General features: G+C 61.7%; 25 protein-coding genes and 1 tRNA gene. 13 read left to right on the forward strand and 13 right to left on the reverse strand.

Going from position 1 to position 24,247, the window contains the following annotated elements:
- The first annotated feature begins 186 nt into the window (after nucleotides 1–186).
- The 3 genes from QFZ94_RS07550 (at nucleotide 187) to QFZ94_RS07560 (ending at nucleotide 3,332) form a co-directional block, all read left to right on the forward strand.
- Nucleotides 187–1,419, forward strand: coding sequence for an ABC transporter substrate-binding protein (locus QFZ94_RS07550; protein WP_018435768.1), 1,233 nt, complete (start codon nucleotides 187–189; stop codon nucleotides 1,417–1,419).
- 174 nt (nucleotides 1,420–1,593) lie between these two features.
- Nucleotides 1,594–2,484, forward strand: a complete 891-nt coding sequence (locus tag QFZ94_RS07555) for a carbohydrate ABC transporter permease (protein WP_176121060.1) — start codon at nucleotides 1,594–1,596, stop codon at nucleotides 2,482–2,484.
- On the forward strand, nucleotides 2,481–3,332 hold the full coding sequence (locus QFZ94_RS07560) for a carbohydrate ABC transporter permease (RefSeq protein WP_368583022.1): 852 nt from the start codon (nucleotides 2,481–2,483) through the stop codon (nucleotides 3,330–3,332). The genes QFZ94_RS07555 and QFZ94_RS07560 overlap by 4 nt, the downstream gene beginning before the upstream one ends.
- A 46-nt stretch (nucleotides 3,333–3,378) precedes the next feature.
- On the opposite strand, the gene QFZ94_RS07565 is transcribed toward QFZ94_RS07560, so the two are convergent.
- Together QFZ94_RS07565 and QFZ94_RS07570 are read right to left on the reverse strand one after the other, a co-directional pair.
- Entirely contained in the window at nucleotides 3,379–3,672 is a 294-nt protein-coding gene (locus QFZ94_RS07565) for a DUF1330 domain-containing protein (RefSeq protein ID WP_176106837.1), read from the reverse strand.
- 101 nt (nucleotides 3,673–3,773) lie between these two features.
- Nucleotides 3,774–4,778 (reverse strand): nitrilase-related carbon-nitrogen hydrolase, encoded by a 1,005-nt coding sequence (locus QFZ94_RS07570; protein WP_429456065.1) that lies wholly within the window; start codon nucleotides 4,776–4,778, stop codon nucleotides 3,774–3,776.
- Nucleotides 4,779–4,878: 100 nt separating this feature from the next.
- Between QFZ94_RS07570 and QFZ94_RS07575 the strand changes: the two genes are divergently transcribed.
- Nucleotides 4,879–5,784: a LysR substrate-binding domain-containing protein gene (locus QFZ94_RS07575; protein ID WP_429456066.1), complete on the forward strand. Its 906-nt coding sequence runs from the start codon at nucleotides 4,879–4,881 to the stop codon at nucleotides 5,782–5,784.
- A 105-nt stretch (nucleotides 5,785–5,889) separates the two neighbouring features.
- Nucleotides 5,890–7,041: a peptidyl-alpha-hydroxyglycine alpha-amidating lyase family protein gene (locus QFZ94_RS07580; protein ID WP_429456067.1), complete on the forward strand. Its 1,152-nt coding sequence runs from the start codon at nucleotides 5,890–5,892 to the stop codon at nucleotides 7,039–7,041.
- A 66-nt stretch (nucleotides 7,042–7,107) separates the two neighbouring features.
- On the opposite strand, the gene QFZ94_RS07585 is transcribed toward QFZ94_RS07580, so the two are convergent.
- The 8 genes from QFZ94_RS07585 to QFZ94_RS07620 form a co-directional block, all read right to left on the reverse strand.
- Complete coding sequence (locus QFZ94_RS07585; protein WP_368583028.1) at nucleotides 7,108–7,548, reverse strand: hypothetical protein; 441 nt, start codon at nucleotides 7,546–7,548, stop codon at nucleotides 7,108–7,110.
- Nucleotides 7,549–7,983: 435 nt separating this feature from the next.
- Nucleotides 7,984–8,208, reverse strand: coding sequence for a hypothetical protein (locus QFZ94_RS07590; RefSeq protein ID WP_429456068.1), 225 nt, complete (start codon nucleotides 8,206–8,208; stop codon nucleotides 7,984–7,986).
- A gap of 115 nt (nucleotides 8,209–8,323) precedes the next feature.
- Entirely contained in the window at nucleotides 8,324–8,746 is a 423-nt protein-coding gene (locus tag QFZ94_RS07595) for a hypothetical protein (RefSeq protein WP_429456069.1), read from the reverse strand.
- Nucleotides 8,747–8,775: 29 nt separating this feature from the next.
- Nucleotides 8,776–10,725 carry a putative bifunctional diguanylate cyclase/phosphodiesterase gene (locus QFZ94_RS07600; protein WP_429456070.1) on the reverse strand — a complete coding sequence of 650 codons (1,950 nt, stop codon included), beginning with the start codon at nucleotides 10,723–10,725 and terminating at the stop codon, nucleotides 8,776–8,778.
- 330 nt (nucleotides 10,726–11,055) lie between these two features.
- The gene (locus QFZ94_RS07605; RefSeq protein WP_368583036.1) at nucleotides 11,056–11,997 is read right to left on the reverse strand and encodes an ABC transporter substrate-binding protein; all 942 of its coding nucleotides are present in this window, start codon (nucleotides 11,995–11,997) and stop codon (nucleotides 11,056–11,058) included.
- A 119-nt stretch (nucleotides 11,998–12,116) separates the two neighbouring features.
- On the reverse strand, nucleotides 12,117–13,145 hold the full coding sequence (locus QFZ94_RS07610) for an ABC transporter permease (RefSeq protein ID WP_013092574.1): 1,029 nt from the start codon (nucleotides 13,143–13,145) through the stop codon (nucleotides 12,117–12,119).
- A gap of 13 nt (nucleotides 13,146–13,158) precedes the next feature.
- On the reverse strand, nucleotides 13,159–14,676 hold the full coding sequence (locus QFZ94_RS07615; RefSeq protein WP_429456071.1) for a sugar ABC transporter ATP-binding protein: 1,518 nt from the start codon (nucleotides 14,674–14,676) through the stop codon (nucleotides 13,159–13,161).
- A gap of 90 nt (nucleotides 14,677–14,766) precedes the next feature.
- Entirely contained in the window at nucleotides 14,767–15,528 is a 762-nt protein-coding gene (locus QFZ94_RS07620) for a GntR family transcriptional regulator (protein ID WP_368583041.1), read from the reverse strand.
- Between the two features lie 192 nt (nucleotides 15,529–15,720).
- On the opposite strand from QFZ94_RS07620, the gene QFZ94_RS07625 reads away from it, so the two are divergent.
- The 5 genes from QFZ94_RS07625 to QFZ94_RS07645 all read left to right on the forward strand — a co-directional run bounded on the left by QFZ94_RS07625 (nucleotide 15,721) and on the right by QFZ94_RS07645 (nucleotide 20,908).
- On the forward strand, nucleotides 15,721–17,016 hold the full coding sequence (locus QFZ94_RS07625; RefSeq protein WP_429456072.1) for an L-fuconate dehydratase: 1,296 nt from the start codon (nucleotides 15,721–15,723) through the stop codon (nucleotides 17,014–17,016).
- Nucleotides 17,017–17,096: 80 nt separating this feature from the next.
- Entirely contained in the window at nucleotides 17,097–18,008 is a 912-nt protein-coding gene (gcvA, locus tag QFZ94_RS07630) for a transcriptional regulator GcvA (protein WP_368583044.1), read from the forward strand.
- Between the two features lie 104 nt (nucleotides 18,009–18,112).
- The gene (locus QFZ94_RS07635) at nucleotides 18,113–18,586 is read left to right on the forward strand and encodes a RidA family protein (RefSeq protein ID WP_429456073.1); all 474 of its coding nucleotides are present in this window, start codon (nucleotides 18,113–18,115) and stop codon (nucleotides 18,584–18,586) included.
- Nucleotides 18,587–18,613: 27 nt separating this feature from the next.
- The gene (locus QFZ94_RS07640) at nucleotides 18,614–19,810 is read left to right on the forward strand and encodes an aminotransferase class V-fold PLP-dependent enzyme (protein ID WP_429456074.1); all 1,197 of its coding nucleotides are present in this window, start codon (nucleotides 18,614–18,616) and stop codon (nucleotides 19,808–19,810) included.
- 78 nt (nucleotides 19,811–19,888) lie between these two features.
- Complete coding sequence (locus tag QFZ94_RS07645) at nucleotides 19,889–20,908, forward strand: D-cysteine desulfhydrase family protein (protein ID WP_410850196.1); 1,020 nt, start codon at nucleotides 19,889–19,891, stop codon at nucleotides 20,906–20,908.
- Between the two features lie 111 nt (nucleotides 20,909–21,019).
- On the opposite strand, the gene QFZ94_RS07650 is transcribed toward QFZ94_RS07645, so the two are convergent.
- Nucleotides 21,020–21,104: transfer RNA gene (locus QFZ94_RS07650), tRNA-Leu, on the reverse strand.
- Nucleotides 21,105–21,299: 195 nt separating this feature from the next.
- On the opposite strand from QFZ94_RS07650, the gene yfcF reads away from it, so the two are divergent.
- The gene (gene yfcF, locus QFZ94_RS07655) at nucleotides 21,300–21,932 is read left to right on the forward strand and encodes a glutathione transferase (RefSeq protein ID WP_429456075.1); all 633 of its coding nucleotides are present in this window, start codon (nucleotides 21,300–21,302) and stop codon (nucleotides 21,930–21,932) included.
- A gap of 107 nt (nucleotides 21,933–22,039) precedes the next feature.
- Here yfcF and QFZ94_RS07660 read toward each other — a convergent pair whose 3' ends face one another.
- Nucleotides 22,040–22,198, reverse strand: coding sequence for a hypothetical protein (locus QFZ94_RS07660; RefSeq protein ID WP_368583052.1), 159 nt, complete (start codon nucleotides 22,196–22,198; stop codon nucleotides 22,040–22,042).
- Between the two features lie 326 nt (nucleotides 22,199–22,524).
- On the opposite strand from QFZ94_RS07660, the gene QFZ94_RS07665 reads away from it, so the two are divergent.
- Both QFZ94_RS07665 and QFZ94_RS07670 read left to right on the forward strand, forming a co-directional pair.
- On the forward strand, nucleotides 22,525–23,250 hold the full coding sequence (locus QFZ94_RS07665; protein WP_429456076.1) for a cytochrome c oxidase assembly protein: 726 nt from the start codon (nucleotides 22,525–22,527) through the stop codon (nucleotides 23,248–23,250).
- The gene (locus QFZ94_RS07670; RefSeq protein WP_429456077.1) at nucleotides 23,247–23,759 is read left to right on the forward strand and encodes a CopD family protein; all 513 of its coding nucleotides are present in this window, start codon (nucleotides 23,247–23,249) and stop codon (nucleotides 23,757–23,759) included. The genes QFZ94_RS07665 and QFZ94_RS07670 overlap by 4 nt, the downstream gene beginning before the upstream one ends.
- On the opposite strand, the gene QFZ94_RS07675 is transcribed toward QFZ94_RS07670, so the two are convergent.
- Nucleotides 23,723–24,235 carry a DUF2231 domain-containing protein gene (locus tag QFZ94_RS07675; RefSeq protein WP_368583058.1) on the reverse strand — a complete coding sequence of 171 codons (513 nt, stop codon included), beginning with the start codon at nucleotides 24,233–24,235 and terminating at the stop codon, nucleotides 23,723–23,725. The two genes, QFZ94_RS07670 and QFZ94_RS07675, sit on opposite strands and share 37 nt — an antisense overlap.
- Nucleotides 24,236–24,247 lie beyond the last annotated feature (12 nt).

Genomic DNA, 24,247 nt, shown 5'->3' on the forward strand with positions numbered 1-24,247 from the left:
TGGGTTTTCGTACCATCGCGCACTGCAGAATACCCCATGCTTTCCAGCATCTTATGCACAAAATCAGCGAGGAAAAAATATCGCAGACCCTACGTGACAAGCTATTTTGCGTCATGTAGGATTTTTTCAAACAATGTACCCAAGGCGGCCGGCGACGGCAGCAAACCACCCACAGGAGAGAGAAAAATGTCGTTGCATGCCCGTGCTTCCCTCGCGCTAGGCAAAGTCGCCGTGGCGCTCGCGTTTGCAGGTATCGCCGTGTCGGCTCACGCCGAAACGGTCCGCGTGACGGTCGCTCACTACAGCGACGCGACCGCGCCGTACTTCGAGAAAATGGCCCGCAACTTCGAGAAGGCCAACCCCGGCACGACCATCAAGATCGAAGACGTGAACTGGGATACGCTGCAACAGAAGCTGCAAACGGACATCTCCGGGGGCGCCAACGCGGACCTCGCGATCGTCGGCACGCGCTGGCTGCTCGACTTCGTGAAGGACGACGTCGCCGAACCGCTGGACGGCTACATGGACGCGAACTTCAAGGCCCGCTTCATCGGTCCGTTCCTGGCGCCTGGCCAGATCAACGGCAAGACCTACGGGCTGCCGATCGCCGCGTCCGCACGCGCGCTGTACTACAACAAGGACATGCTCGCGAAGGTCGGCTATCCCGACGGCCCGAAGACCTGGAACGACGTGATCGATGCATCGAAGAAGCTGAAGGCGCAAGGCATCGCCGGCTTCGGTCTGCAAGGCAAGGAAATCGAAACCGACGTCTACTATTACTACGCGCTGTGGACGATGGGCGGCGACGTGGTCGGCAAGGACGGCAAGGCCGCGTTCAATTCGCCGGCGGGCGTGAAGGCCGCGACGATGTACAAGCAGATGATCGACCAGGGTCTCACGCAACCGGGCGTCACCGGCTATAGCCGCGAAGACGTACAGAACCTGTTTAAGCAGGGCCGCGTCGCGATGGTGATCTCCGCGCCGTTCCTCGCGAAGCAGATCAAGAAGGAAGCGCCGAACCTGAAGTACGGCATCGATCCGGTGCCGATGGGCACGACGCACGCCACCTACGCGGTCACCGACTCGATCGTGATGTTCAAGAACTCGAAGGCGAAGAAGACCGCGTGGAAGTTCCTCGACTATCTGTTCACGAAGGAGCCGCGCGTCGAGTTCACGACGACCGAAGGCTTCCTGCCCACGACGAAGGCCGAAGCGGCGGACCCGGCGTTCAACGATCCGGACATCAAGGCGTTCATCGCGTTGCTGCCCACGGCTCACTTCGCGCCGACCGTGACCGGCTGGGAAGACACCGCAAAGGCCGTGACCGACTCGATGCAAGCGATATATCTGAACAAGGCGCAACCGGCTGACGCGTTGAATGCGGCGGCTGCGCAGGCGAACAAGTCGCTCGGTCATTGATGCGCGGCTTGCGGCAGTAACGAGACGAACAGGGGACGCGCGGCGCCGTAGCTAAAGCGCCGCGCGTTGCGCCACGCCACCCCAACATTCGAGCCTATGCAGCACGATGCACCCACCGGCCCATTCCGTCGCGCCCGCCGCCAGAAAGCGGGCGCGTCTCACGATCGAGCACGCATGAGCCGTTCCGTTTCTCCGCGCGCGCATGCGCCCTGGTTGCTGATTGCGCCGAGCCTCGTGCTCGCGCTGTTCATCATCAGCTACCCGATTTTCAACATCGTGTGGCAATCGCTGCATGAGGTGTCGCGCTTCGGCGCGATTCGCGACTTCACCGGCGCGCAGAACTTCATCAACGTATTCCAGGACCCGGTGTTTGTCGCTTCGGTACGCCGCACGATCATCTGGACCGTGTGCGTGGTGGGTGGCACGGTGCTGATCTCGGTACCTGTCGCACTGATTCTGAATCAGGACTTTCACGGCCGCGGTGTCGCGCGCACGATCGTGATGCTGCCGTGGTCCGTGTCGCTGACGATGACCGCCGTCGTCTGGCGCTGGGCCTTCAACGACGACTACGGCATGGTCAACGTGACGCTGCAGCGGCTCGGCCTGATCAGTGGCCCGATTCACTGGCTCGCGACGCCCGAGTTCGCATTCCCCGTCGAAATCGCGGTCGGCATTCTGGTGTCGATTCCGTTCACGGTGACGATTTTTCTTGGCGGCCTGTCTTCGGTGCCGAGCGATATCTACGAAGCTGCGCGGATCGACGGCGCGAGCGCGTGGCAGCAGTTCCGTCAATTGACGATGCCGCTGCTGCGCCCGTTCATCAACATGGCGATCCTGCTGAACGTGATCTATGTGTTCAACTCGTTTCCGATCATCTGGGTGATGACGCAAGGCGGGCCGGACAACAGCACGCACATCCTCGTCACCTATCTGTACGAACTCGGCTTCCGGCTCGGACGCCCCGGCGAAGCGGCCGCCGTTTCGCTGATCATGCTCGTGATGCTGTTCGCGTTCTCGATCGCTTATCTGCGTCTGCAACGCACGAAAGAAGGAGTGCCGTCATGAGTCTCAGCGCGAAGACCAAACGCTCGCTGTGGTGCTGGATCGCGCTGACGCCGCTCGTGATCGTCATACTGTTTCCGTTCGCGGTGATGTTCTTCACCTCGGTCAAACCCGCGTCGGAGATCTTCGTCTATCCGGCGCGCTGGCTGCCGGTGCAGTGGCAGTGGCGCAATTTCGTCGACATGTGGGAGGCGGCCAACTTCGGCGTCGCGCTGCGCAACAGCGCGATCATCAGTTGCCTGTCCACCGCGCTCGCACTCGCGGTGAGCCTGCCCGCCGCTTACGCGCTCGCGCGCTTTCCGTTTCGCGGACGCGGTCTGTACAGGCAGTTCCTGCTCGTCACGCAGATGCTGTCGCCGATCCTGCTGGTGGTCGGCCTGTTCCGGCTCGCGGCGATGATTCCGTGGGGCGACGGCAACCTGGTCGATTCGAGGATCGGCGTGATCGTGTCGTACGCGGCGTTCAATATCGCGTTCGCGGTGTGGATGCTGTCGTCGTACTTTCAGACCGTGCCGCAGGATCTCGAGGAATCCGCGTGGCTCGAAGGCTGCAGCCGTACGCGCGCGGTGTTCAAGGTATTTCTGCCGCTCGCGGTGCCGGCGATCGTCGTCACTGCGATCTTCACGTTCATCAATGCGTGGAACGAGTTCGCGGTCGTCTATACGTTGATCCGCTCGCCGGAAAACAAAACGCTGACCGTGCAGGTGACCGATATGGTGGCGGGCAAGTACGTGGTCGAATGGCATCTGGTGATGGCCGCGACCTTGGGCGCGACGCTGCCGGTTTCGATCGTGTTTGCGTGGTTGCAGCGTTATATGGTGAAGGGGCTCGCGCTCGGCGCGGTGAAGTGAGTGGCTGCGCGGCGCATGCCGCGCAGTGTGGACATCGGCTTGCGCGTCAGTCGGCGCCGCGCACGATGCGCAGATCACGCTCGACGCCATCGCCCAATGCGGCCAGCGCCTTCTTGTACTCATCGCTTTCGTAAGCGGCCACGGCCGCTTCATAGGTCGGGAATTCGATCACGACCGTGCGTTCCTTCAGGCCCTGCTCGCGCGCCTCGTCCGCCACACCTCGCACGATGAACTTCCCGCCCGCCGCCGCCACCGCGGCGGGGGCGAGTTGCGCGTACGCGGCCAGTTTCTGCGGATCGTTTGTCTTGCGGTATGACGTCACCCAATAACCTTTGCTCATTCGAATCTCCTTGTGTGATGGAACAACGCGGGACGAAAGCGGACCATATCGGTCGCTGTCCTGCATGGTAGCAAAGCGGGCTGGCTCGCGATGCCCTGCCGTCACCGCACATTCCATCTGACTGTCAGCCGGTCGCGACCCACCACGGCGACGCTGAGCGGTACCGCGCCGCCGCGCGCCGCGACTGCGGTATGCGGTGGCATGGCCCGCGCTGCGCCAGCCGCCCGCGCCAGCGGACCGTAAAGTTCCGGGCGGCGGCTTTCGAGCCATCGGCGGCCGGCGCTCTCACCGATCAACGCCGTGTCGAGTTCGGCGGACACGAATGCGCTTTCACGGCCGACGCTGTCGGCGAGAACGCGGCCGCAAGGGTCGACGATCAACGCGGCGTCCGTTTCGCCGATGTTCTCGTTGCCTTTCTCCTTGTCTTTCTCGTTGCCTTTCTCGCAGCCGCCCTCGGTCGCTCCGCTGAATGCGACGAACATGCCGTTATCGGCCGCGCGCGCTGGCATCCAGCGGCGCAGCGCGCCAATCGAATCGCGCTCGTCGGATTGACTCGCGCTCAGATAGCGCCGGTGCGGCGCGACCAGCAGCGTTGCGCCCATCAGCGCGTTCATGCGCACGTTTTCGATCAGATAGTTGTCGGCGCCGATCAGCACGCCGATGCGCACGCCCCAGGCCGTGTCGAAGACGGTGAAGCGGTCGCCGCATTCGACGCGCCGATGCTCGAACGCATGCAGCTTGCGATGACAATGACGGATGCCGCCGGGCAGGCAAATCACGTAGCTGTTGAAAATACGCCCGTCCGGCGCGCGCTCGAACAGGCCGACACCGGCGGCGACGCCCGTCGCTTCGACCGCCTCGGCGACCGCGCTGACCGACGGTCCATCGAGCGGCTCGGCCAGCGCTTCGACCTCACGCCGACGCAGCTTCGCCAGACTCGCGCACTCGACCAGACACGCTTCGGGAAACACCGCCAGCCCGATCCCTTCGCGCGCGGCACGCGCAAGCCGCTCTGCGACAAGCGAAACGCGAGTGACCTGTGGCGGAATCCCCCGGCACGACAACTCCAACGGAACGGCGGCAACACGCAGCATCGAAGCAGACACGTCAAATACCTCACAAACGGTGATTCCGGATAGCCTCATTGGACCCGCCGTACATCGATAAGTAAAATGAATATTTCGATCCGTTCGATAGGCGAAGAGAATGGAACTGAAGTTATTGCGCGCTTTCGTGACGGTGGCCGAACAACGCCATTTCGGTCGCGCTGCGGACCATCTGTGCTTGAGCCAGCCCGCGCTGAGCAAGCAGATCGTTGCGCTCGAATCGAGCCTCGGCGCGCGCCTGTTCGTGCGCGGCCGGCATGGCGCTGAACTCACCGCGTTCGGCGAAGCGTTTCTGGCCGATGCCATCGCGCTGATCCGGGATGCCGATGAGGTTCTCGCGCGCGCACGCGAGGCGGGCAGCGGCAAACGCGGCGCATTGCGCATCGGGCTCGGGCTCTCCACTCTCGACTTCGCGCCCCCGTTGATCGCCGAGTTCCGGCGGCTCAATCCGAATGTTTCCGTCACGCTCAACGATCTGTCGTCGGCGGAGCAAAGCAGACGGCTGCTGGCCGGCAAACTCGACGTCGGCTTTCTACGCTTGCCCGCCGAGGGCGGACTGGCATCGTTCGCCGTGCTCGATGAACGACTGGCGCTCGCGTTGCCGCAAAACGCCAGCGTCAAGCGCTTGCCTGCCAATCTGGACCGGTTGAACGAGCCGGGATTCATTGCGCTCGCGCGTGGACGCGGGCCGGGTCTGGCTGCGCAGATCGATCGGTGGTGTGGCGCGCATGGTTTCGTGCCGCGCGTGATCCAGCAAGCCGACGACATCCAGACGGTGCTCGCGACCGTCGCCGCTGGCGTCGGCGCGGCGTTCGTGCCGTCGCGGGTGCAATCCCTGCTGCGCGATGCGACCGTCATACCGCTACGCGATGTGGCGGCACGCTGGCGCGTCGGACTCGCATGGGAGCCTACACGCGACGATCCGGTGACCGCGCGTTTCGTCGAGTTCGTGCGTGGCGCGGCGAAATCGACAGGACGCGCCGCAAAGAGCATGGGACGCGCATAACGGGAATTGTCTCTTCCAGCATCGCAAAACGACTTAGCTATTAAGCGTTTTGTGCACTAGGCTTGCCTTTGCACACTTCAAGCGATGGATCAAAGGAGACAAACAATGAGCGAGCGATACGAGTCGTTTTGTGCGTGCTGCGGCAGTCCCGACCACCGGGCGATGAGCCGTCGGACTTTCATGAGCCTGCTTGCGGGCAGCGCCGCCGGACTCGCGATGCCGTCCGCGTTCGCCGCGGACGCACCCGACGTCCGCACGATTGCTTATGACTCGATTGCCAATCCCGTACGTTTGCCGAACGACACGTATTTCGGCGAATGCTCGGGCGTCGCGCTCAATTCGCATGGCCATATCTTCGTGCTGTCGCGCGGCAACACCACCGGCCCCGCGTATGGCGCGGCCGCCGCGCAATTGCTCGAGTTCGCGCCCGATGGACGCTTCGTGCGCGAGATCGGTCACAACCTGTATGCGTGGTCGTTCGCGCACACGGTGAAGGTAGACCGGCATGACAACATCTGGGTCACCGACAAGGGCTCGGACATGGTGATCAAGTTCACGCCGGAAGGACGGGTCGCGATGGTGTTCGGCCGCAAGCAGGAAGCATCGGACGAAGAGACCGCGCCGCTCAAGCATCCCAACCCGCCGCTGCCGTCCGAACCCGGACGCTTTCGCCAGGTGACCGACGTCGCGTGGGACAAGGCAGGCAACACCTATATCAGCGACGGGTACATCAACTCGCGCGTCGCGAAGGTCGATCGCGACGGCAACTGGCTGAAGTCATGGGGTGATCGCGGCACCGGACCAGGGCAGTTCCATACACCCCATAGCATCGCAGTCGATGCGCACGACCACGTGTACGTGGCCGATCGCAGCAACCGGCGCATCCAGGTGTTCGATACCGAGGGCACGTTCCTGCGCCAGTTCACGATCGACGTGCCGGTGCCGCCGGACGCGCGCCCCGCGATCGGCAACATGCCGAGCGAAGCGGAGCTCGCCGCGGGCACGTTCGCGCCGGGCTCGCCTTGGGCGATCTGTATTTCGCCGGGACCGAATCAGGTGCTCTATAGCGCCGACGCGTTTCCGGGCCGCATCTACAAGATGACGCTCGATGGCAAAGTGCTCGGCGTACTCGGCAAAGCGGGCAAACAGCCGAAACAGTTCGGCTGGATTCACGAGATGGCGTGCCCTTCGGAAAACGTCTTATTCATTGCCGAGTTGCTGAACTGGCGTGTTCAGAAACTGGTCTTGCATGCGTGATAGACGAGGGCCGGCGCGTCCGCTTTTGATGCGCACGCGGACCGGTCCCGTCGATGTCAAGCCATCTCAGTCGTAATGGCGATGCTTGTGATGGCGCTTGCCCGAATAGTAGCCGCGCGAGTAGTCGTCGGCGTACGAGTTCGAGCGGGAGATGTTGCCGCCGAGCGCCGAACCCGCGCCACCGCCCAGCGCCGCGCCGACGAGGCCGCCTGTGCGGCCGCCCATCGCGTTGCCGGCCGCGGTGCCCGCGCCGCCACCGAGCGCGCCGCCGATGATCGCGCCGGTACGTTCGCGACGATTCGACGTGACCGCGCCGCCCGCACCACCGCCCACCGCGCCACCGATCACCGCGCCGGTGCTGCCGCCAACCGCGCCGCCGACTGCCGCGCCGGCCACGCCACCGAGCGCGCCGCCGAGCATGTTGTTCATATCACCGGCGAGGGCCGGCAACGACGCCGCGGCGCTCAATGCGGCCACGGCAACCATCTGGATGATCTTCTTGGACATATCGGGTCTTTGTTTTAGTGAGACGGCGCCGAGTATAGCGGGGCTTTCGAAAGGCCTTTGTAACTGCGACAGTCCATCGCGGTAAGACGTGTAACAAAATGAATGGGGTATTGTTTTTTGCGGTGACCGCGAAAAACAAGGGCCGCTCGTGGTGAGCGGCCCTCGTCGGCAGGCGTTGTCTTGACGATTTTTCTGTTCGACATGTCCGGATGGTTGTTCAGGTGGAAGAATGCCAGCGCAAAACAACGCCCCGCGGGGCGAGCGCGGAAGTGAAGCGACGGACGATCGTAGCCGGACGGCGATGACAGCCCGATGAAAACATCGGGAGAACAGCGGGAGCTGGGGATTGAGATTGAACCGCTCATAAAAACGAATTGCCGGTGCAGCGCGCAATTCGATCACGCGCATGCAACCGGCAATCCGCCTGAGCGCCGCTCAGGTTTGCGAACTCGTATCGTCCGCGGCTTGAGCGTTGTCGGCGTCGTCCCGCTTCTCCTCTTCTTTCTTTTCCACCAGCTCTTCGAGCTTGCCGGCGCCTTCGAATCCAGCGATAGCGGCGATGCCTTTGGTCAGCAGACCCGCTTGCGGATCGACTTTCTCCGCGGCTTCAACGGCGGCGACCGCACCGGCGATCTTGCCCACTTCGTCCAGAAGTCCCATGTCGCACTCCCACAAAAATAAGTGAAATGGCATCGTCTCACGAACTTCGTGGCGTGTCGTCAAATGTTAAGTCGCTTGACCGTGAAGCTTTCAGAGTGAAATTTAAACGGCCGCCTCACATGCGCGCGGGCGGCTGTGGATTGTTGGCGGGATTCGTGTCGAACCTCGACACACGAACAATGCCGTTCGCGTCGATCAATTTCGACAAGCCGACTTCGAGCGCATCGGCGACATCCTTGTCATACACTTCGTCGCTATTCACATAGAGCGTGAACGACTGCAGGTATTTCGCTTTCTTCTCCGGGTTCTCGATGGTCTGCCGCGTCCATTGATAAAGCGGGTAGTTTTCAGCGCCCATTCTTTCCGCTTCGCTCACGTAGTCGGCGAATGCATCGAACTGGCATTTGAGCGTTGCTTGATGCGTTTGCAAAAGGGCACGAAGTGCGGGATGCGCTGCGCACGAAGGGTCCGCGCGCAGCGAGTCGGCGAGCGCCGCCGACGCAGTGATCCGCAATTGGAATTGCAAGGGAGATGACATCACGACCTCGATCGCATCGGTAACGGTTATCAAAAGTCCGCGGGCGCGGCCTTGTCGGCGACACGCGCATCGAGCACGGCTTCGCACTGCTCGATTTCTTCGCTGCTCATCGGCTTGCCCAGCAGATAACCCTGCGCATGCGTGCAACCGCATACGCGCACGAAGTTGAGCTGTTCCTGGGTTTCGATGCCCTCGGCCGTGGTCGGCATGCCGATCTCGCGCGCGAGCGCGACGATGCCGCGCACCACGGCCGCGGATTCGCGACCATGCACGGCCTCGCGCACGAACGAGCTGTCGATCTTCAGCTTGTCGAACGAGAAGCGCACCAGCGTCGACATCGTCGAAAAGCCGGTGCCGAAGTCGTCGAGCGCCAGCCCGATACCCAACGCGCGCAACCGGGTGATATTGCGGCGGGTCACTTCGTCGTCGTTCAGCAGTGCCGTTTCCGTGACTTCGAGATTGAGCCGCGTCGGCGGTAGCCGCGTTTTCCGAAGTATTGCCGTCACCGTCGATGCGAACGATTCCTCGCGCAACTGCACCGGCGATACGTTGACCGCAACGATCACCTTGTCGCGCCACGTCGACGCCGCCATGCACGATTGCAGCAGCACCCATTCGCCCAACAGGAGAATCAGGCCGGTGCGCTCGGCGGTTGGAATGAACGCCGACGGCGACAACTCGCCGCGCGTCGGATGAGCCCAGCGAATCAGCGCCTCGCGGCCCGCCACCGCGCCGGTGTGAAGATCGATGATCGGCTGATACTCCATGCGCAAACCATCGAACGACTTCAGCGCGCCTTCGAGGTCGCTGCGCAGCAGGCTCAGGCTTTCGTCGGATACGTGCTTCTCGGCATCGAAAATCGCAAACGCGCTTTTGCCGCTGCGCTTGACGCCATACAGCGCGCGGTCGGCGCAGATCAGCAATTGCGGACCCGTTTTGGCATGCTCCGGGTACAGCGCGATGCCGACGCTCGCGCCGATATGCACGAGCGCTTCGCTCAGCACGAACGGCCGCGCCAGCGTTCTGACGATGCGATCGGCCAGCACGCGCACGTCGCGAAGCTGCCCGGTGTCGTCCGAAATCGCCACGAACTCGTCGCCCGCGAGGCGGCCAACCTGGTCGCCGCTTGGCAGCAGGTCGCGCAAACGCGTCGCCGTTTCCTGCAGGATCTGGTCGCCGGCGGCATGACCGAGGCTGTCGTTGATCGCCTTGAAGCCATCGAGGTCGATCAGCAGCACCGCAAACGCTCCGCCCTGCCCGGTCGAACTCTCGCCGGTGCGCTCGAGCAGCAACTCGCTGATGCGCGCGCGATTCGGCAAGCCGGTCAGGCTGTCCTGGCGCGCGAGGCGATGGCTGTTTTCGCGCGCGAGCAGCAGCGCGACGGTGTCGCGATTGCTGCGCAGCGCAACCGTGAAAAAACCGGCCGCGCAAAACGGTGCCTGAAACAGCAACACGAGCTTCCCATTGCCCGGCGACATCGCCGCACCGATACTCAGAAAGCTCAGAATAAAAACGATCTGCAATAACGCAAGCCGCGGTGTGCTCGCATTGCGTCCGGCCAATCCGCCAATCACACCGACCGCGCAAACGTTTCCAAGCAGAAAAAGCGTGGGACTCCCGCTGATATTGCACAGAAATGTGCCGAAACCGAATAGCGCGCTCCACAACAGACTCGCGAAAAGAAACGCGGAAGTCGGTGTGGGTAGCCCTTTTGCGGCGCGCGTGCGGCATAGCCAGATCAACAGGAGCCGCGCGATCAGCAATGCGACGACCGCAATGCCCCACGCGGCATACAGCGGTATTGGATAGAGATAATACGCAGTCGCGCAAACGCTGATTTCGCAAATCGATGCGAATATGATCGAAGCGGTTCGCGTAAACAGATTAGCAAGCAGAATCTGCCGGTTGTCCGGACTCAGGTTCTGAGCCGAGGACACGAGCCACTTGAAAAATGGAGACCTTGGTTCGGTAAAAGCCATGACCTGCGCATTCGACGGTTAGTGGGTCCGAATCGGCATGCGAATGGACGGCTCGTGCGGCGATTACATAAACATAAAATATCAGATTAATGCGGGCAATGGCGTGAAATGACTATTAGCCGCGTTTTTAAAGCACTGGACCGCCGCTATTGCGCAGTCGCGCGACCGGTGCGGTCGTTTCGGATAGCACGTTGTTGCGGCGCAGCGCCCTGCTCGGTGCGACGTCATTCCGATGTTGCGCAAAGGCAATAAAAAAGAGGAAGAGCGTGGCTCTTCCTCTTTAATGATTTCCGCGTTCCCGGCTTCCCGAGTCGCGATCGCCGGCCTTGCTTAGTCGTACAGCACGGCTGCGATCTTCGGATCGTTTATGTTGGTCTTGTCGTACCAGTAGAAACCGGTATCGATCTTCTTCGGCAGCTTCTCGCCATGCAGTGCCTTGACCGCCGAGTCGACCGTGCACTTGCCGATACCGACCGGATTCTGCGTAATCGCGCCGGCCATCAAGCCCGACATGATGTTGTCCTTCTGCTCCTTGCCGGAGTCGAAGCCGATCAGCACGAGTTTCTTACCCGACTCCTTGATGCCAATCGCCGCGCCATCCGCGGAACCTTCGTTCGCGCCGAAGATGCCCTTCAGGTTCGGATTCGCCTGGATCATGGCCTTGGCGATTTCCGCCGACTTCAGGTGGTCGCCGGCGCCGTATTGCACGGAGACGATCTTGATGTTCGGGTGCTTCGACTTGATCTGATTGACGAAACCGTCGCGACGATCGACACCGGTGCGGCTGGTCTGGTCGTGCACGATCACACCGACTTCGCCGGAATTGCCGATGAACTCGGCCATCTTGTCCGCGGCGAGCGCGGCGGCGGCGACGTTGTCCGTTGCGCAGGTCGTCAACGGAATATCGCTGTCGACGCCAGAGTCGAATGCGATCACCGGAATCTTGTCGTTCTGGGCGCGCTTGAGCAAGGGGATGGCCGCTTTGCTGTCGAGCGCCGCGATACCGAGCGCCTGCGGTTTCTTCGCTAGCGCGGCCGACAGCATGTCGATCTGCTTGTCGACCATCGCTTCCGTTTCCGGTCCCTCGAACGTGATCCTGACGTTGTTCGCTTTCGCGGACTGCTCGGCACCCAATTTGACGGCTTGCCAGAACTGATGCTGGAAGCCTTTCGAAATAAGCGGAATATACGGCTCATCCGCATACGCGAGACTGCTTCCGCCAACGAGCGCACCGACACCGACCACGATACCGATTAGTCTTCTCTTCAACATGGGGCCTCCTCCAATGGTTGGGCTTTCAAGCCGCTATCGAGCTTTCGAGGGAGCCTTCACGTGCCCTCTCTCTGCTGCTCCTGCGTTCCCTGCTTATTTGCTGCTTCCTTGCTGCTACATCAACTTCCCCGGCTGCGCCGCAGGATGTCCGCGTACACCGCCAGAATGATGATCAACCCCGTCACGACGATCTGCCACTCCTGCGCGACCGACATGATGCGCAGCCCGTTGGTCAGCACGCTCATGATGAAAGCGCCGATGATGGTTCCGAGTATCGTGCCCGAACCGCCGCTCAACGACGTGCCGCCGATCACGACTGCGGCGATCGCATCGAGCTCGTAGCCCTGACCGAGCGCCGGCTGCGCGGAATTGAGCCGCGACGCGATCAACAGACCCGCGATGCCGCAGATCGCGCCGCCCACGCCGTAAATTGCGATCTTCCAGCGATCGACATTGACGCCCGAGAGCCGCACCGCCTCTTCATTGCTGCCGAGTGCGAACGTATAGCGGCCGAGCGCGGTGCGATTGAGCGTAATGGAACTGACGATCGCGAGAAAGAACAGGATCAGTACCGCATTCGGAATCGGCACGCTCGGCAGAAAATAGCCGATCAGCGAGTCCTGGGAAATACGGTAGAAGTTCTCGGTATCGGTGAAATAGATCGGCTTGTCGGCCGACACGACGAGCGAAAGCCCCTTGAGCAGCATCATCATGCCGAGCGTCGCGATGAATGGCGGGATCTTCATTTTCGCGGTCAGCGTGCCCGAGATCGTGCCGCACACCGCGCCCGTCGCCAGTGCCGCGAGTACGCCCATCCACATCGGCAGATGCCAGTACGTGAGAAATACACCGCAAATCACGGCGGTGAACGTCATCAACGTACCGACCGACAGATCGATACCGCCCGTGATGATCACGAACGTGGCCGCGATCGCCAGCACGCCGTTCACGGCAGTCGCCTGCAAAATGCCGAGGATGTTGTCCATCTGCATGAAGGCCGGTGACGCGAAGCTGAAGAACACCAGCAGCAGAATGAGGCTCGCGAACGCGAGCATCTTTTGCACGGCGGTTGGCGCAAAGATTCGCGCTTTCAGCCCGGAAGTGCGCCGTTCGTTGTCCAGCGCCGCGGTATCCGTTTGCATTGTCATGTCATAGACCTCTTCAGGCTTGTGCCGTTTTCAGGGATTCGCGCTGCGTCGCGAGATGCATGATGCGCTCCTGCGTCGCTTCGCTGGCAGACAGTTCGCCGGTAATGCGCCCTTCGCACATCACGACGACGCGGTCGCTCATGCGCAGAACTTCGGGCAGCTCGGAGGAGATCATCACGATCGCCTTGCCTTGCGCCGCCAGCGAGCGCAGCAGCTTGTAGATTTCGCTTTTCGCGCCGACGTCGATGCCGCGCGTCGGTTCGTCGAAGAACAGGACATCGCAATCGCGCTCGAGCCATTTCGCAATCACGATCTTCTGCTGATTGCCGCCCGACAGGAGCCGAACCTGCTGCGTCGCCGAAGGCGTGCGAATCGCAAGCAGCTTGATGAAGTGCTGCGCTCTTTTGCGAATCTGCCCGCTGCGCAGGAACATATTGAGCGACAGGAACTTGCCGAGATCGGACATCACGATGTTCGATTCGACATCCATTCCCGTAGCCAGGCCGAAGCGCTTGCGATCTTCCGACAGGTAGCCGATGCCACGCTTGACCGCATCACTGGGCCTTTTGATCGACGCCTTCACGCCCTTCACAAAGATCTCGCCCGATTCGATCGGGTCGGCGCCGAACACCGCACGCGCGACCTCCGTACGGCCCGCACCCATCAAGCCGGCAAAGCCGAGTATTTCGCCCTTGCGCAATTCGAAACTGACGTCGCGCACGAGCGGACCCGCGACGAGATTCTTCACTTCGAGTGCGACTTCGCCTTTTACCGGCGCGCTCTCGACCGGCGTCATGTCGCCCAACGTGCGTCCGACCATCATGCCGATGATCGTCTGGACGCTGGTGCCCTCGGTCGGCACGGTGGCCACATACTCGCCGTCACGCATCACGGTGACGCGATCGGTGATCTGCTTCAGCTCGTCCATCTTGTGCGAGATATAGACGACGCCGACGCCGCGCTCTCTCAATTGACGGATGATCCGGAACAGCTCGGCGATCTCGGCATCGTTGAGCGCGGAGGTGGGTTCGTCCATGATCAGCACGCGCGAATCGAAAGACAGGGCTTTCGCGATCTCGACCATCTGCTGACTCGCGACGGTCAATGTGCCGACTATCGTGCGCGGATCGAGCTTCACGTGCATGCGGGCCAGGATCTCGCGTGCCTGCACATTCAGCTTGTCTTCGTCGAGGAACAGACCGAGACCCTTGCGCGGCTCCCGGCCGATAAAGATGTTCTGCGCGATGCTCAGATGATTCATCAGTTGCAGTTCCTGATGAATGATGCCGATGCCGACCGCTTGCGCGTCGCGCGGACCTTGAAAGTCGACGGGTTTGCCGTCGAAGAGAATTTCGCCGGAATCGCGCGTATAGACGCCGGCAAGAATCTTCATCAGCGTAGACTTCCCCGCGCCGTTCTCGCCCATCAGCGCGTGGACCTCGCCGGCCATGAGTTCGAAGCGGACGTCATGAAGTGCTCTTACGCCCGGAAAGCTCTTGCAAAGCTTGTTGACGGAAATGAGTGGGTTCATGTGCTGATCTGTCGACGGCTGCCTATATCACCAACGCTTTTTCGGTGGAGCTTCTTACGACTCGACAACGGCTTTCATTGCAGCTTTCATTCAAGGCGCGAACAGGTCGGGCCTCTCTTTTGCGGACCGGTGCAATTCGGCGACCACCTGGTCGAGATGATCGTGCATCGCTTTGGCCGCCGCATCGCCGTCGCCGGCGCAAAGGGCCTTGAAGATGCTCTCGTGCTCTTCCAGCGTATGCACGAGCCGTTCCGGACTTGCGAGCAATTGCCGCGCGCGATCCAGCGCATTGCGCGACACCGCGACGATTTCCTTCACGCGCGGCAGCTTCACCGCGTCGAGCAGGATTTCATGGAAAGCCAGATCGAGCGCATGAAACGCCAGACGTTCACCACTTCCAGCCAGACTGCGCTGCTGGTCGAGATTGCTGGCCAACGCGTCCAGCGTCGCCCGGTCGTGCATTCGCGCCACGCCGCGCACCGTCTCGACTTCCAGTGCGCTGCGGATGAATAGATGCTGGCGGATGTCGTCGAGCGCAATCGGTTTGACGCGCGTGCCGCGCTGCGGCAATACCTCGACGAGACCCGCATGCGCAAGCCTTGCCAACGCGGACGACACCGGAAAGCGCGACACGCCCATCCTTTCGCACACGGCCATCTTGTCGATCATCATGCCGGGTTCCAACGCCAAGGTAACAATCGCTTCTCGCAACGCCGCCTCGACCGCGTCGGTCAAACTGCCGCGCTCGCCGCCGCCAACTTTTTGCAGTGCGACATAAGGACTGCCGGCGGCATTCTCCAGTTCGGCTGACGAGTTCACGGAGGCCTTGATTTCGAGAGAACATGCTAGCATGCTAGAAAGTGAATGCCGCGTTGTCAACGCGTACAAATGCCTGGGGAATACCTAGGGATGCCTGGTATCTGGGAACCGAGGGCTTACCCGTACACGCGGCAGAAACGCGCGCATGGAGACGTGCGCAGGTAGCCGATCCGTCTGCGTCCGCAGACGGACAAGCCGATAGCCATAGCCCCGGAGGGTGCGCAGATGACGACGATCACAAGGCTGTCCGTTCGGGACATCCGGTTCCCCACCTCACGTTCGCTGGACGGTTCGGACGCGATGAATGCCGCGCCGGACTACTCCGCCACCTACGTCACGCTCGAAACCGACACGCCGAATCTAACCGGCCACGGCCTCACGTTCACGATTGGCCGCGGCAATGAAATCTGCGTGACTGCCGTGAATGCACTCACGCCGTTGATCGTCGGCAAAAAGCTCGAAGATATCGCCGCGAATATGGGCGCTTTCTGGCGTGCATTTACTTCGGATAGCCAACTGCGCTGGATCGGCCCGGACAAAGGCGCGATTCACCTTGCCACCGCGGCGGTCGTGAACGCGGTGTGGGACTTGTGGGCAAAATCCGTCGGCAAGCCGGTCTGGAAGCTGCTGGTCGACATGACTCCGGAAGAACTCGTGCGCTGCCTCGACTTTCGCTATGTGACCGATGCGATCACACCGCACGAAGCACTTGCGATGCTGCATCGTCATGCGAAAACCAAAGGCGAGCGTGAAAAGGAGATGCTCGCGCATGGCTATCCGGCCTACACCACTTCGGCGGGCTGGCTCGGCTACGACGACGAAAAGATTCGCCGGCTCGCGCGCGAAGGCGTCGCGCAGGGATGGACGCATTTCAAGCAGAAGGTCGGCGGCGACCTGGAAGAAGACGTGCGGCGCGCGCGCATTCTGCGCGAAGAGATCGGCGAGAACCTGAAGCTGATGATGGATGCGAACCAGGTATGGGACGTCGATGAAGCGATCGCGAACATGCGTCGTCTCGCCGAGTTCGACCCGTGGTGGATCGAGGAACCCACCAGTCCCGACGACATCCTCGGTCATGCGGCGATTCGCCGGCGGCTCGGCTCGATCGGCGTCGCAACCGGCGAGCATTGCCACAATCGCGTGATGTTCAAGCAACTGCTGCAGGCGCAAGCCATCGACTTCTGCCAGATCGACAGTTGCCGGCTCGGCGGACTCAACGAAGTGATCGTCGTACTGCTGATGGCCGCGAAGTTCGGAGTGCCGGTGTGCCCGCATGCGGGTGGCGTCGGCTTGTGCGAGTACGTGCAGCATATTTCGCTGTTCGACTATATCTGTGTGTCGGCGTCGCTCGAAAATCGCGTGCTCGAATATGTCGATCATCTGCATGAGCATTTCGTGGACCCCGTGGTGATCCGCAACGGGCACTACATGCCGCCGCAACGGCCGGGCTATAGCATCGAGATGATTCAAGGGACGTTGGACAAGTACTGGTATCCGGAAGGCGCGGCGTGGCAGGAATGAAGGTCGACGGTAAGGGTTCTAATTGCGTCGCATCAGGCGTATAACGGCAGACTTCGCTCACGCTGTTATCGCCCGATTCGATGCGCACCGCCCGACCCTTGCCGCCTCTGCTTTCGCTGCGCGCCTTCGAAGCCGCCGCGCGCCACCTGAGTTTCAGCCGCGCGGCGCAAGAACTGTTCGTCACGCAAAGCGCGGTGAGCCACCATATCCAGAAGCTCGAAGCCGATCTGGGTATCGCGCTATTCGAGCGCCAAACGCGCGCGATTGAACTCACCGGGACCGGCCGCGCGTACTATGCGAAAGTCCACGCGGCGTTCGAACTGCTGCGGCTCGGCACCAGCGAAGTGCGCGCATTCTCCACCGAACGCAAAACGCTGAACGTGGGCCTGCTGTCTTCATTCGCGAGTCGCTGGCTCGCGTCGCGTCTGCATACGTTCCCGCTCGCGCATCCGGACATCGAACTGCAATTGCGGCCCGACATCGCACTCGCCGATGTGCCGGGCGGCGAAGTCGACGTGGCGATTCGTTATGGACGCGGCGGCTGGCCGGGTGTCGCTTCGCAAAGGCTCATGTCCGAGCGTCTTTCGCCGGTGTGCAGTCCGTCGCTGCTTGCCGGCAGAAAGCGTCCGCGCAAAGCACTGGACCTGCTGCGTTTCCCGCTGCTGATTTCGTATTCGACGCATTCGTTCGAATGGGAAGCATGGTCGCGTCATGCCGGCCTCGCTCTCGGCGACGCGCAACGCGTGCAATTGCATGACTACAACATCGTCGTCGAAGCGGCGCTGGCCGGACAGGGCATCGCAATGGGCCGCCATCGGCTGATCGCGCAGCAGCTCGCGCAAGGCTCGCTGGTGCCGGCATTGCCCGACGCGGTGCTCGACGATCCGCGCATCGGCTGGTGGCTCGTCACGCGCAAAGGCAAGCTCGACGCCGCCGCGACCGCGTTCCGCTCGTGGATCATGCAAACGGCGCAGCAGGACCGGCTCGGCTGAACGCATTAGTTTGGCTCATGCGTCGGGCACGATAATTCGTTGGTCGGGTGCGGCGCGAATCGATAGCATCGAAGCTTTCCCGTCACTAACACGGTACCCTTCCGATGACCTCCTCGATTAGCTCCCGCGCCGCCAGCCTCGGCCTGACGCTCGAATCCGCGACCGCACCCGCCGCCAATTACGTGCCCTTCGTGCAAGAAGGCAATCTGCTTTACATTTCCGGTCAGATTTCGCGCAACAACGGACAGCCTGCATATCTCGGGCGTCTCGGCGACAATATCAGCGACGCCGAAGGCGCTCAGGCCGCGCGGCTGTCTGCGCTCGGTGTCGTCGCGCAGATCGTCGCGGCGACAGGCGACCGGCTTGAACGCGTGGCCCGTGTTGTGCGCCTGAACGTGTTCATCGCGAGCACACCGGCATTCACTGCGCAGAGCACGGTTGCCAATGGTGCGTCGGACGTGATGGTGCAAATCTTCGGCGACGTCGGCCGTCACGCACGCAGCGCGGTCGGTGTCGCGTCGCTTCCGGCGGGAGTCGCCGTCGAAGTCGAAGCGGTTGTCGCATTGAAGAATGCCTGAATTCCACTCATACACTCGGAGCCGCCAATGTCCTCTCCGCTGTCGCCCGCAGCCATCGACGCAATACGTGCCCGCACACCCGGTGTCCTCAGTACCACGCATTTCAATCATGCGGGCGCGTCGCTGCCGTCGGCCGCCACGCTCGAAGCGATTCACGTGCATCTGTTGCGGGAAGCGTCGATGGGACCCATGGAAGCAGGCGCGGCTGCCGGCGAACAGACCGAGCGGGCGCGCACGCTCGCCGCGCGACTGCTTAACGCTCAGCCTGCCGAGATCGCACTGACGACCGGCAACTCGTCGGGATGGGGCGCAGCTTTCGCGGCGTTTGGTCCGTGGCGCGAGGGGCAACGCATCCTCGTCGCGCGGCACGAATGGGGCGGCAATCTCGCGACGATGCGTCTTCTGGCGCAGCACGCGGGCGCATCGATAGAGACGATTCCTTCCGATGCCAGCGGCAGGGTTGATCCTCGCGCACTCGAAGCGATGCTCGACGACCGGGTCCGACTGATTGCACTCACGTGGCTGCCGGCCAATGGCGGACTGATCAATCCGGCTGCCGCGATTGGGCAGGTAGCGCGCCGTCACGGCATTCCGTATTTCATCGATGCGGCGCAGGCCATCGGGCAACTGCCGATCGACGTCGTCGAAGTCGGCTGCGATGTGCTGGCGGGCGTGGGCCGCAAGGCACTGCGCGGACCGCGCGGCACCGGACTGTTATACGTCCGGCGGGATTTTCTGCCCCGCTTGACGCCGGCCTTCGTCGACACTTATTCCGCGCCGCTCGACGCCAATGGCGAACCGGTACTGCGCGACGATGCCGCGCGTCTCGAATCATCGGAAGCGTCGATTGCACTGCATTGCGGATTGGCGAATGCATTGGACGAAGCGCTGGAAATCGGCATCGACAACATCCGCGCGCAGATCGATCGGACCGCGCAGACATTGCGCGAGCGGTTGGCCGCGATGCCGGGCGTGTCCGTACTCGACCAGGGTGTCGAACGATCCGGTCTGGTGTCGTTCAACGTCGCCGGACTCGACGCCATGTCGGTGCGACGCGCATTGGCTGCGCAGGGCATCACGATCGGCTCGAATGGCGTCGCATATACACCGTTCGATATGACGATCAGAGGGCTGACGCAGATCGCGCGCGCATCGGTTAGCTATCTGACCACCGACGCCGAAGTTGATAAATTGCTGGCTGGAATACGGACGTTGACGCATTGAGTACTGTACTCAATGCAAACTTTGCGTCGGTCAAGTGAATAGAAGCGTCTCTTTCAACCCTCTCGCCCGCCCACGACCATGAACTCCGCCTCATCGCACCGCCTCGATTTATCAAGGTTTCCGCGCCACGCGCTTCTCGAAGGCCCGACGCCAATTCAGCACCTTGCGCGTCTGAGCGCTCGCCTCGGCGGCGCGGACATCTACGTCAAACGAGAAGATCTGACGGGACTGGGTGGCGGCGGCAACAAGCTGCGCAAGCTCGAATTCCTGATTGGCGAAGCGCTCGCGTGTGGCGCGGACACCATCATTACCGTCGGCGCACGTCAATCGAACCATGCGCGCCTGACGGCGGCCGCGGCGGCTCGCGTCGGACTTCAATGCGAACTGGTGCTGACGAGAGCCGTGCCCCGTTCCGATCACGACTACATGGAGAACGGCAACGTGCTGCTCGATGCGCTATTCGATGCGCGCGTACATGATCTTCCCGGCACGGCCAACGCACTGCAATTCGCCGAGGAACGCGCGAGCGAATTGCGAGCGCAGGGCCGTAACGTGTATGTGTGTCCGTTGGGTGGTTCGAGCCCGGTCGGCTGCCTCGGCTATGCAGACTGCGCCGCTGAAATCGTCGCGCAATCGCACGCGCAAAACGTGGCTTTCGATCGCATCGTGGTGCCGAACGGAAGCGGCGGCATGCATGCGGGACTGGTTGCGGGTTTTGTTGCGCTGGGCCTCGATCCGTCACGTCTTGCCGCATTCACGGTGTATGGGAATGCCGGCCATGCGCGCACGGTTACTTTGGAGAAAGCGAATCAGACGGTTCGACTGATCGATCGAAGCCTTAGCGTGAGTGATGACGCGATCTCGATCGACGAAGCGCAGCTTGGACCCGGCTATGGCATTCCGACCGATAACATGCGCGCTGCGGTTCGGTTGATGGCAGCGACGGAAGGTCTACTGCTTGATCCCGTGTATAGCGGCAAGGCATTTGCGGGTGTCGTCGAAAACGTGAATACGGGCAAGTATTCTGCGGGACAGAAGATTCTATTCGTGATGAGCGGCGGGCTTCCGGGGCTATTTGCCTATCGGAACGAGTTCTGAGCGATGAAAGTGAGCCGCAGAAGAAGCAGAGACAACGCGATGGTCTGGTACGGGCCGCCGTTGTCTGAAGAAAGCGCGAAGCGCTTGAAGATTCGAACCGACGATTCGAAATGGTGCCCAGGGCGGGATTTGAACCCACACGCCTTTCGGCGCTACCCCCTCAAGATAGTGCGTCTACCAATTTCGCCACCTGGGCAGAGGGGCGCCATTGTATCAGCTAAATTATTTTTTTGAAGCCCCTCGCGCGATTTTGTTCGGCGGCTCCGTGTCGGCGTTAGGCTGTCTGCTGGCCTGCGAGATGGCCAATCCGCACTGGTGAAACGCCGCACAGCGCGCAACGGGCGGTTAGTATTCCAATCTCGACATCGTTGACTAACGAAACGGAGCCCGTATGCCACAAGACCGCCTCCACCTGTACACCGACACCCAATTCGCGAGCCCCTACGCGATGTCCGTCTTCGTGACGCTTCACGAAAAGCGCTTGCCATATGACCTTTCGACCATCGATCTCGCTAGCAAAGCGAATCTCGCCACCGACTACGCGACCCTTTCCTTGACACGCCGTGTGCCGACGCTGATACACGAAGACTTCGCGCTATCCGAGTCGTCCGCGATCACCGAGTACCTCGACGAGACTTTCCCGGATCCTCCGGTCTATCCGCAGGATCGGCGTCTGCGCGCGCGAGCGCGCCAGGTGCAGGCCTGGCTGCGCAGCGATCTGCTGCCGATTCGCGAGGAGCGTTCCACCGAAGTTATTTTCTACGGATCGCGCAGCGGCCCGCTTTCGTCGCGCGCACAGCAAGCGGCTCAAAAACTCTTCGCCGCCGCCGACGCATTGCTTCCAGCCGATTCGCCAAATCTGTTCGGCGAGTGGTGCATAGCCGATATGGACCTCGCATTGATGCTCAATCGCCTCGTGCTGAATGCCGATCCCGTTCCGCACAAGCTCAAGGACTACGCCATGCAACAATGGCAGCGCGCAAGCGTGCAGCAGTGGGTCCAACTGGAGCGTCCAGCGCTATAACTCGATCGGCGTGGCTGCATGCCACGTCGAAAAACCGTCAATAGAAGTGGCAAAGATCTGCAACATATCTGAATAGAGAAGCATTAAAGATGCAGTAAAAGCGAATATTACATTCGTGTTTTATCAGACCGTCGCTTCTCCGCCATTGCCCGGTTTCGCGCCCGCTCCCTTTGCTGCCTCACGCGCAGGATGCTGACAACGATCAGCACGATCGCAAGCAATGACAATTCGATGATTGCGGGAATTCGAATGGGATCATGAAACATGGCGGGTCTCCGTCACATGATTTCATCATAGTATGCTGGGCAGACTGCGCGTGAAGTATTGCGCCGCACCATTGCAATCTTATCGCCGCCATTACATTAGCCTTTATCCCGCTGGCAAAAAACGAGTGCGAGCGACAAATTGAAAACATTCTGTCACGCAAAAACTTGCACGAATCAGATAGCCATCCCTAAACAGGTTATTTGCGCTAGAGTACACAAGCGATCAGTTGGATCGTGAGCCGTCCCGACATTTCAAAGGTGTTATCTGTCACGCTTTTGCTTGCGTGTACTAAAGAAGCACCTGGACTCGTTGAAGACATCGCGCCATGCCATATTTTCCTGTCGCCTACTGTGGTCCCGCGGCTGTCCCCGAAAGCCTGTGGTTGCGCTGGAATACGGACCCGCCATTGCTGATCGCGCTCGCGGCGCTCGCATGGGTCGTGGCAAGCGGCCGCTCGGCGAATGCACGGGCGGGATGGGGCGCCGTCGCGCTGATGGCTCTCGTGTTCGTGTCGCCGCTTTGCGCGTTGTCCTCGGCATTGTTCTCCGCGCGCGTCACTCATCACGTCATTCTGATCGCCGCAGTAGCGCCGCTGCTCGCCGTTGCGTTTCCGCTGCCGCGCCTCGCGCATCCGCCGCTCGTGCCGGTGGTCGCAGCGCATGCGGTGATCATCTGGCTGTGGCATGCGCCGGGACCTTATGCGTGGGGACTGTCGAGCGTGCCGGGCTACTGGCTGATGCAGATCAGTTTGCTTGGCAGTGCATGGCTCATGTGGCGCAGCATCTTATCGCCGTTGCTGCCGACCGGCCCCGCGCTGATGGCGCTCGTCGCGACCATCGGCCATATGGGTTTGCTCGGCGCGCTGATCGTGTTCGCGCCGGTGCCGCTCTATGTCGCACACTTCGCGACCACCGCCGCATGGGGGCTCACGCCACTCGCCGACCAGCAACTCGCAGGACTGTTGATGTGGGTACTGGCGATGATCCCTTATCTCGCGGCAGGACTTTCACTCGTCTGGTCAAGCCTGCGCGTCAGAGAGCCGGCGCTGTGACGACCCTTCTGAAGTTCATTCATCTGGCCGCCATCGCGATCTGGTCGGCCGGTTTGCTCGTGCTGCCGTATCTGTTCCGGCAGCGTCGCGGGCTCGCGGCCGGCACCGAGCTCGACCGGCTGCACCGCATCACGCGTTTCGTGTTCGTGGAACTGACCTCGCCCGCCGCTTTCGTCGCGATTGCGAGTGGCACCGCGCTGATTTTTCTGCAAGCTACCTTCGTTGAATGGTTCACCGCGAAGATGGTGTTCGTCGGCATCATGGCGATGCTGCACGTGCTGGCCGGGCTGGTATTGCACGATCTGTATCTGCCCGACGGCCGGTTCGGCCGTGCCTCGGCGATTGCGCTGACCATCGCTTATCTGGTCGTGATCGTCGCGATCATCTGGATCGTGCTGGCCAAGCCCCATATCGACTCGAACCTGCTGGCCCCGCATCTGTTCGAGCCCGGGGGACTTGGCCGCTGGCTGCATCACTCCTTTGGCGAAACGAGAATCCCCACGCCATGATCGAACACGAGCTTGCCCCCATGCCAGCCGGCGAAGCCCGTCATCACCGAGCTGAGCACCGACAGCACGAGCCCATGCGGCAGGATCTCATCGGGGTAGTAAAGGCGCACACCCCAGTTCGCGCCCGCGAGCGCGACGAGCGTCATCGCGGCGACCGCATGCGACCAGCTCGCTTCCTTCAGGCGGATGCCGCGCACCAGCAGCAGTTCGGCGGTACCGACCACGCTCGCGGCGACGCCGCTCCAGAACGCGAAGCCGGCGGCCCACAAGCCGGCGCGGATCCAGAACGGGTCGCCGGTCCACCAGTAGATCACGTCGATGCCCAAGGTCGCGACGACGAACGCGATCGGGAAATGCACCATCATCACGTGAATCGGATGACCGACGAGCGCCACCGCCGAGCCCTTGTCGAGCCGCAACAGCTCGAGCATCACTTCGCTTCGCGTCTCGTTTCCAGCATTACGTTTGTTTGCCATGGTGGCGTGCCC

Source organism: Paraburkholderia sp. JPY465 (genome assembly GCF_050436725.1).
GTDB lineage: Bacteria > Pseudomonadota > Gammaproteobacteria > Burkholderiales > Burkholderiaceae > Paraburkholderia > Paraburkholderia youngii.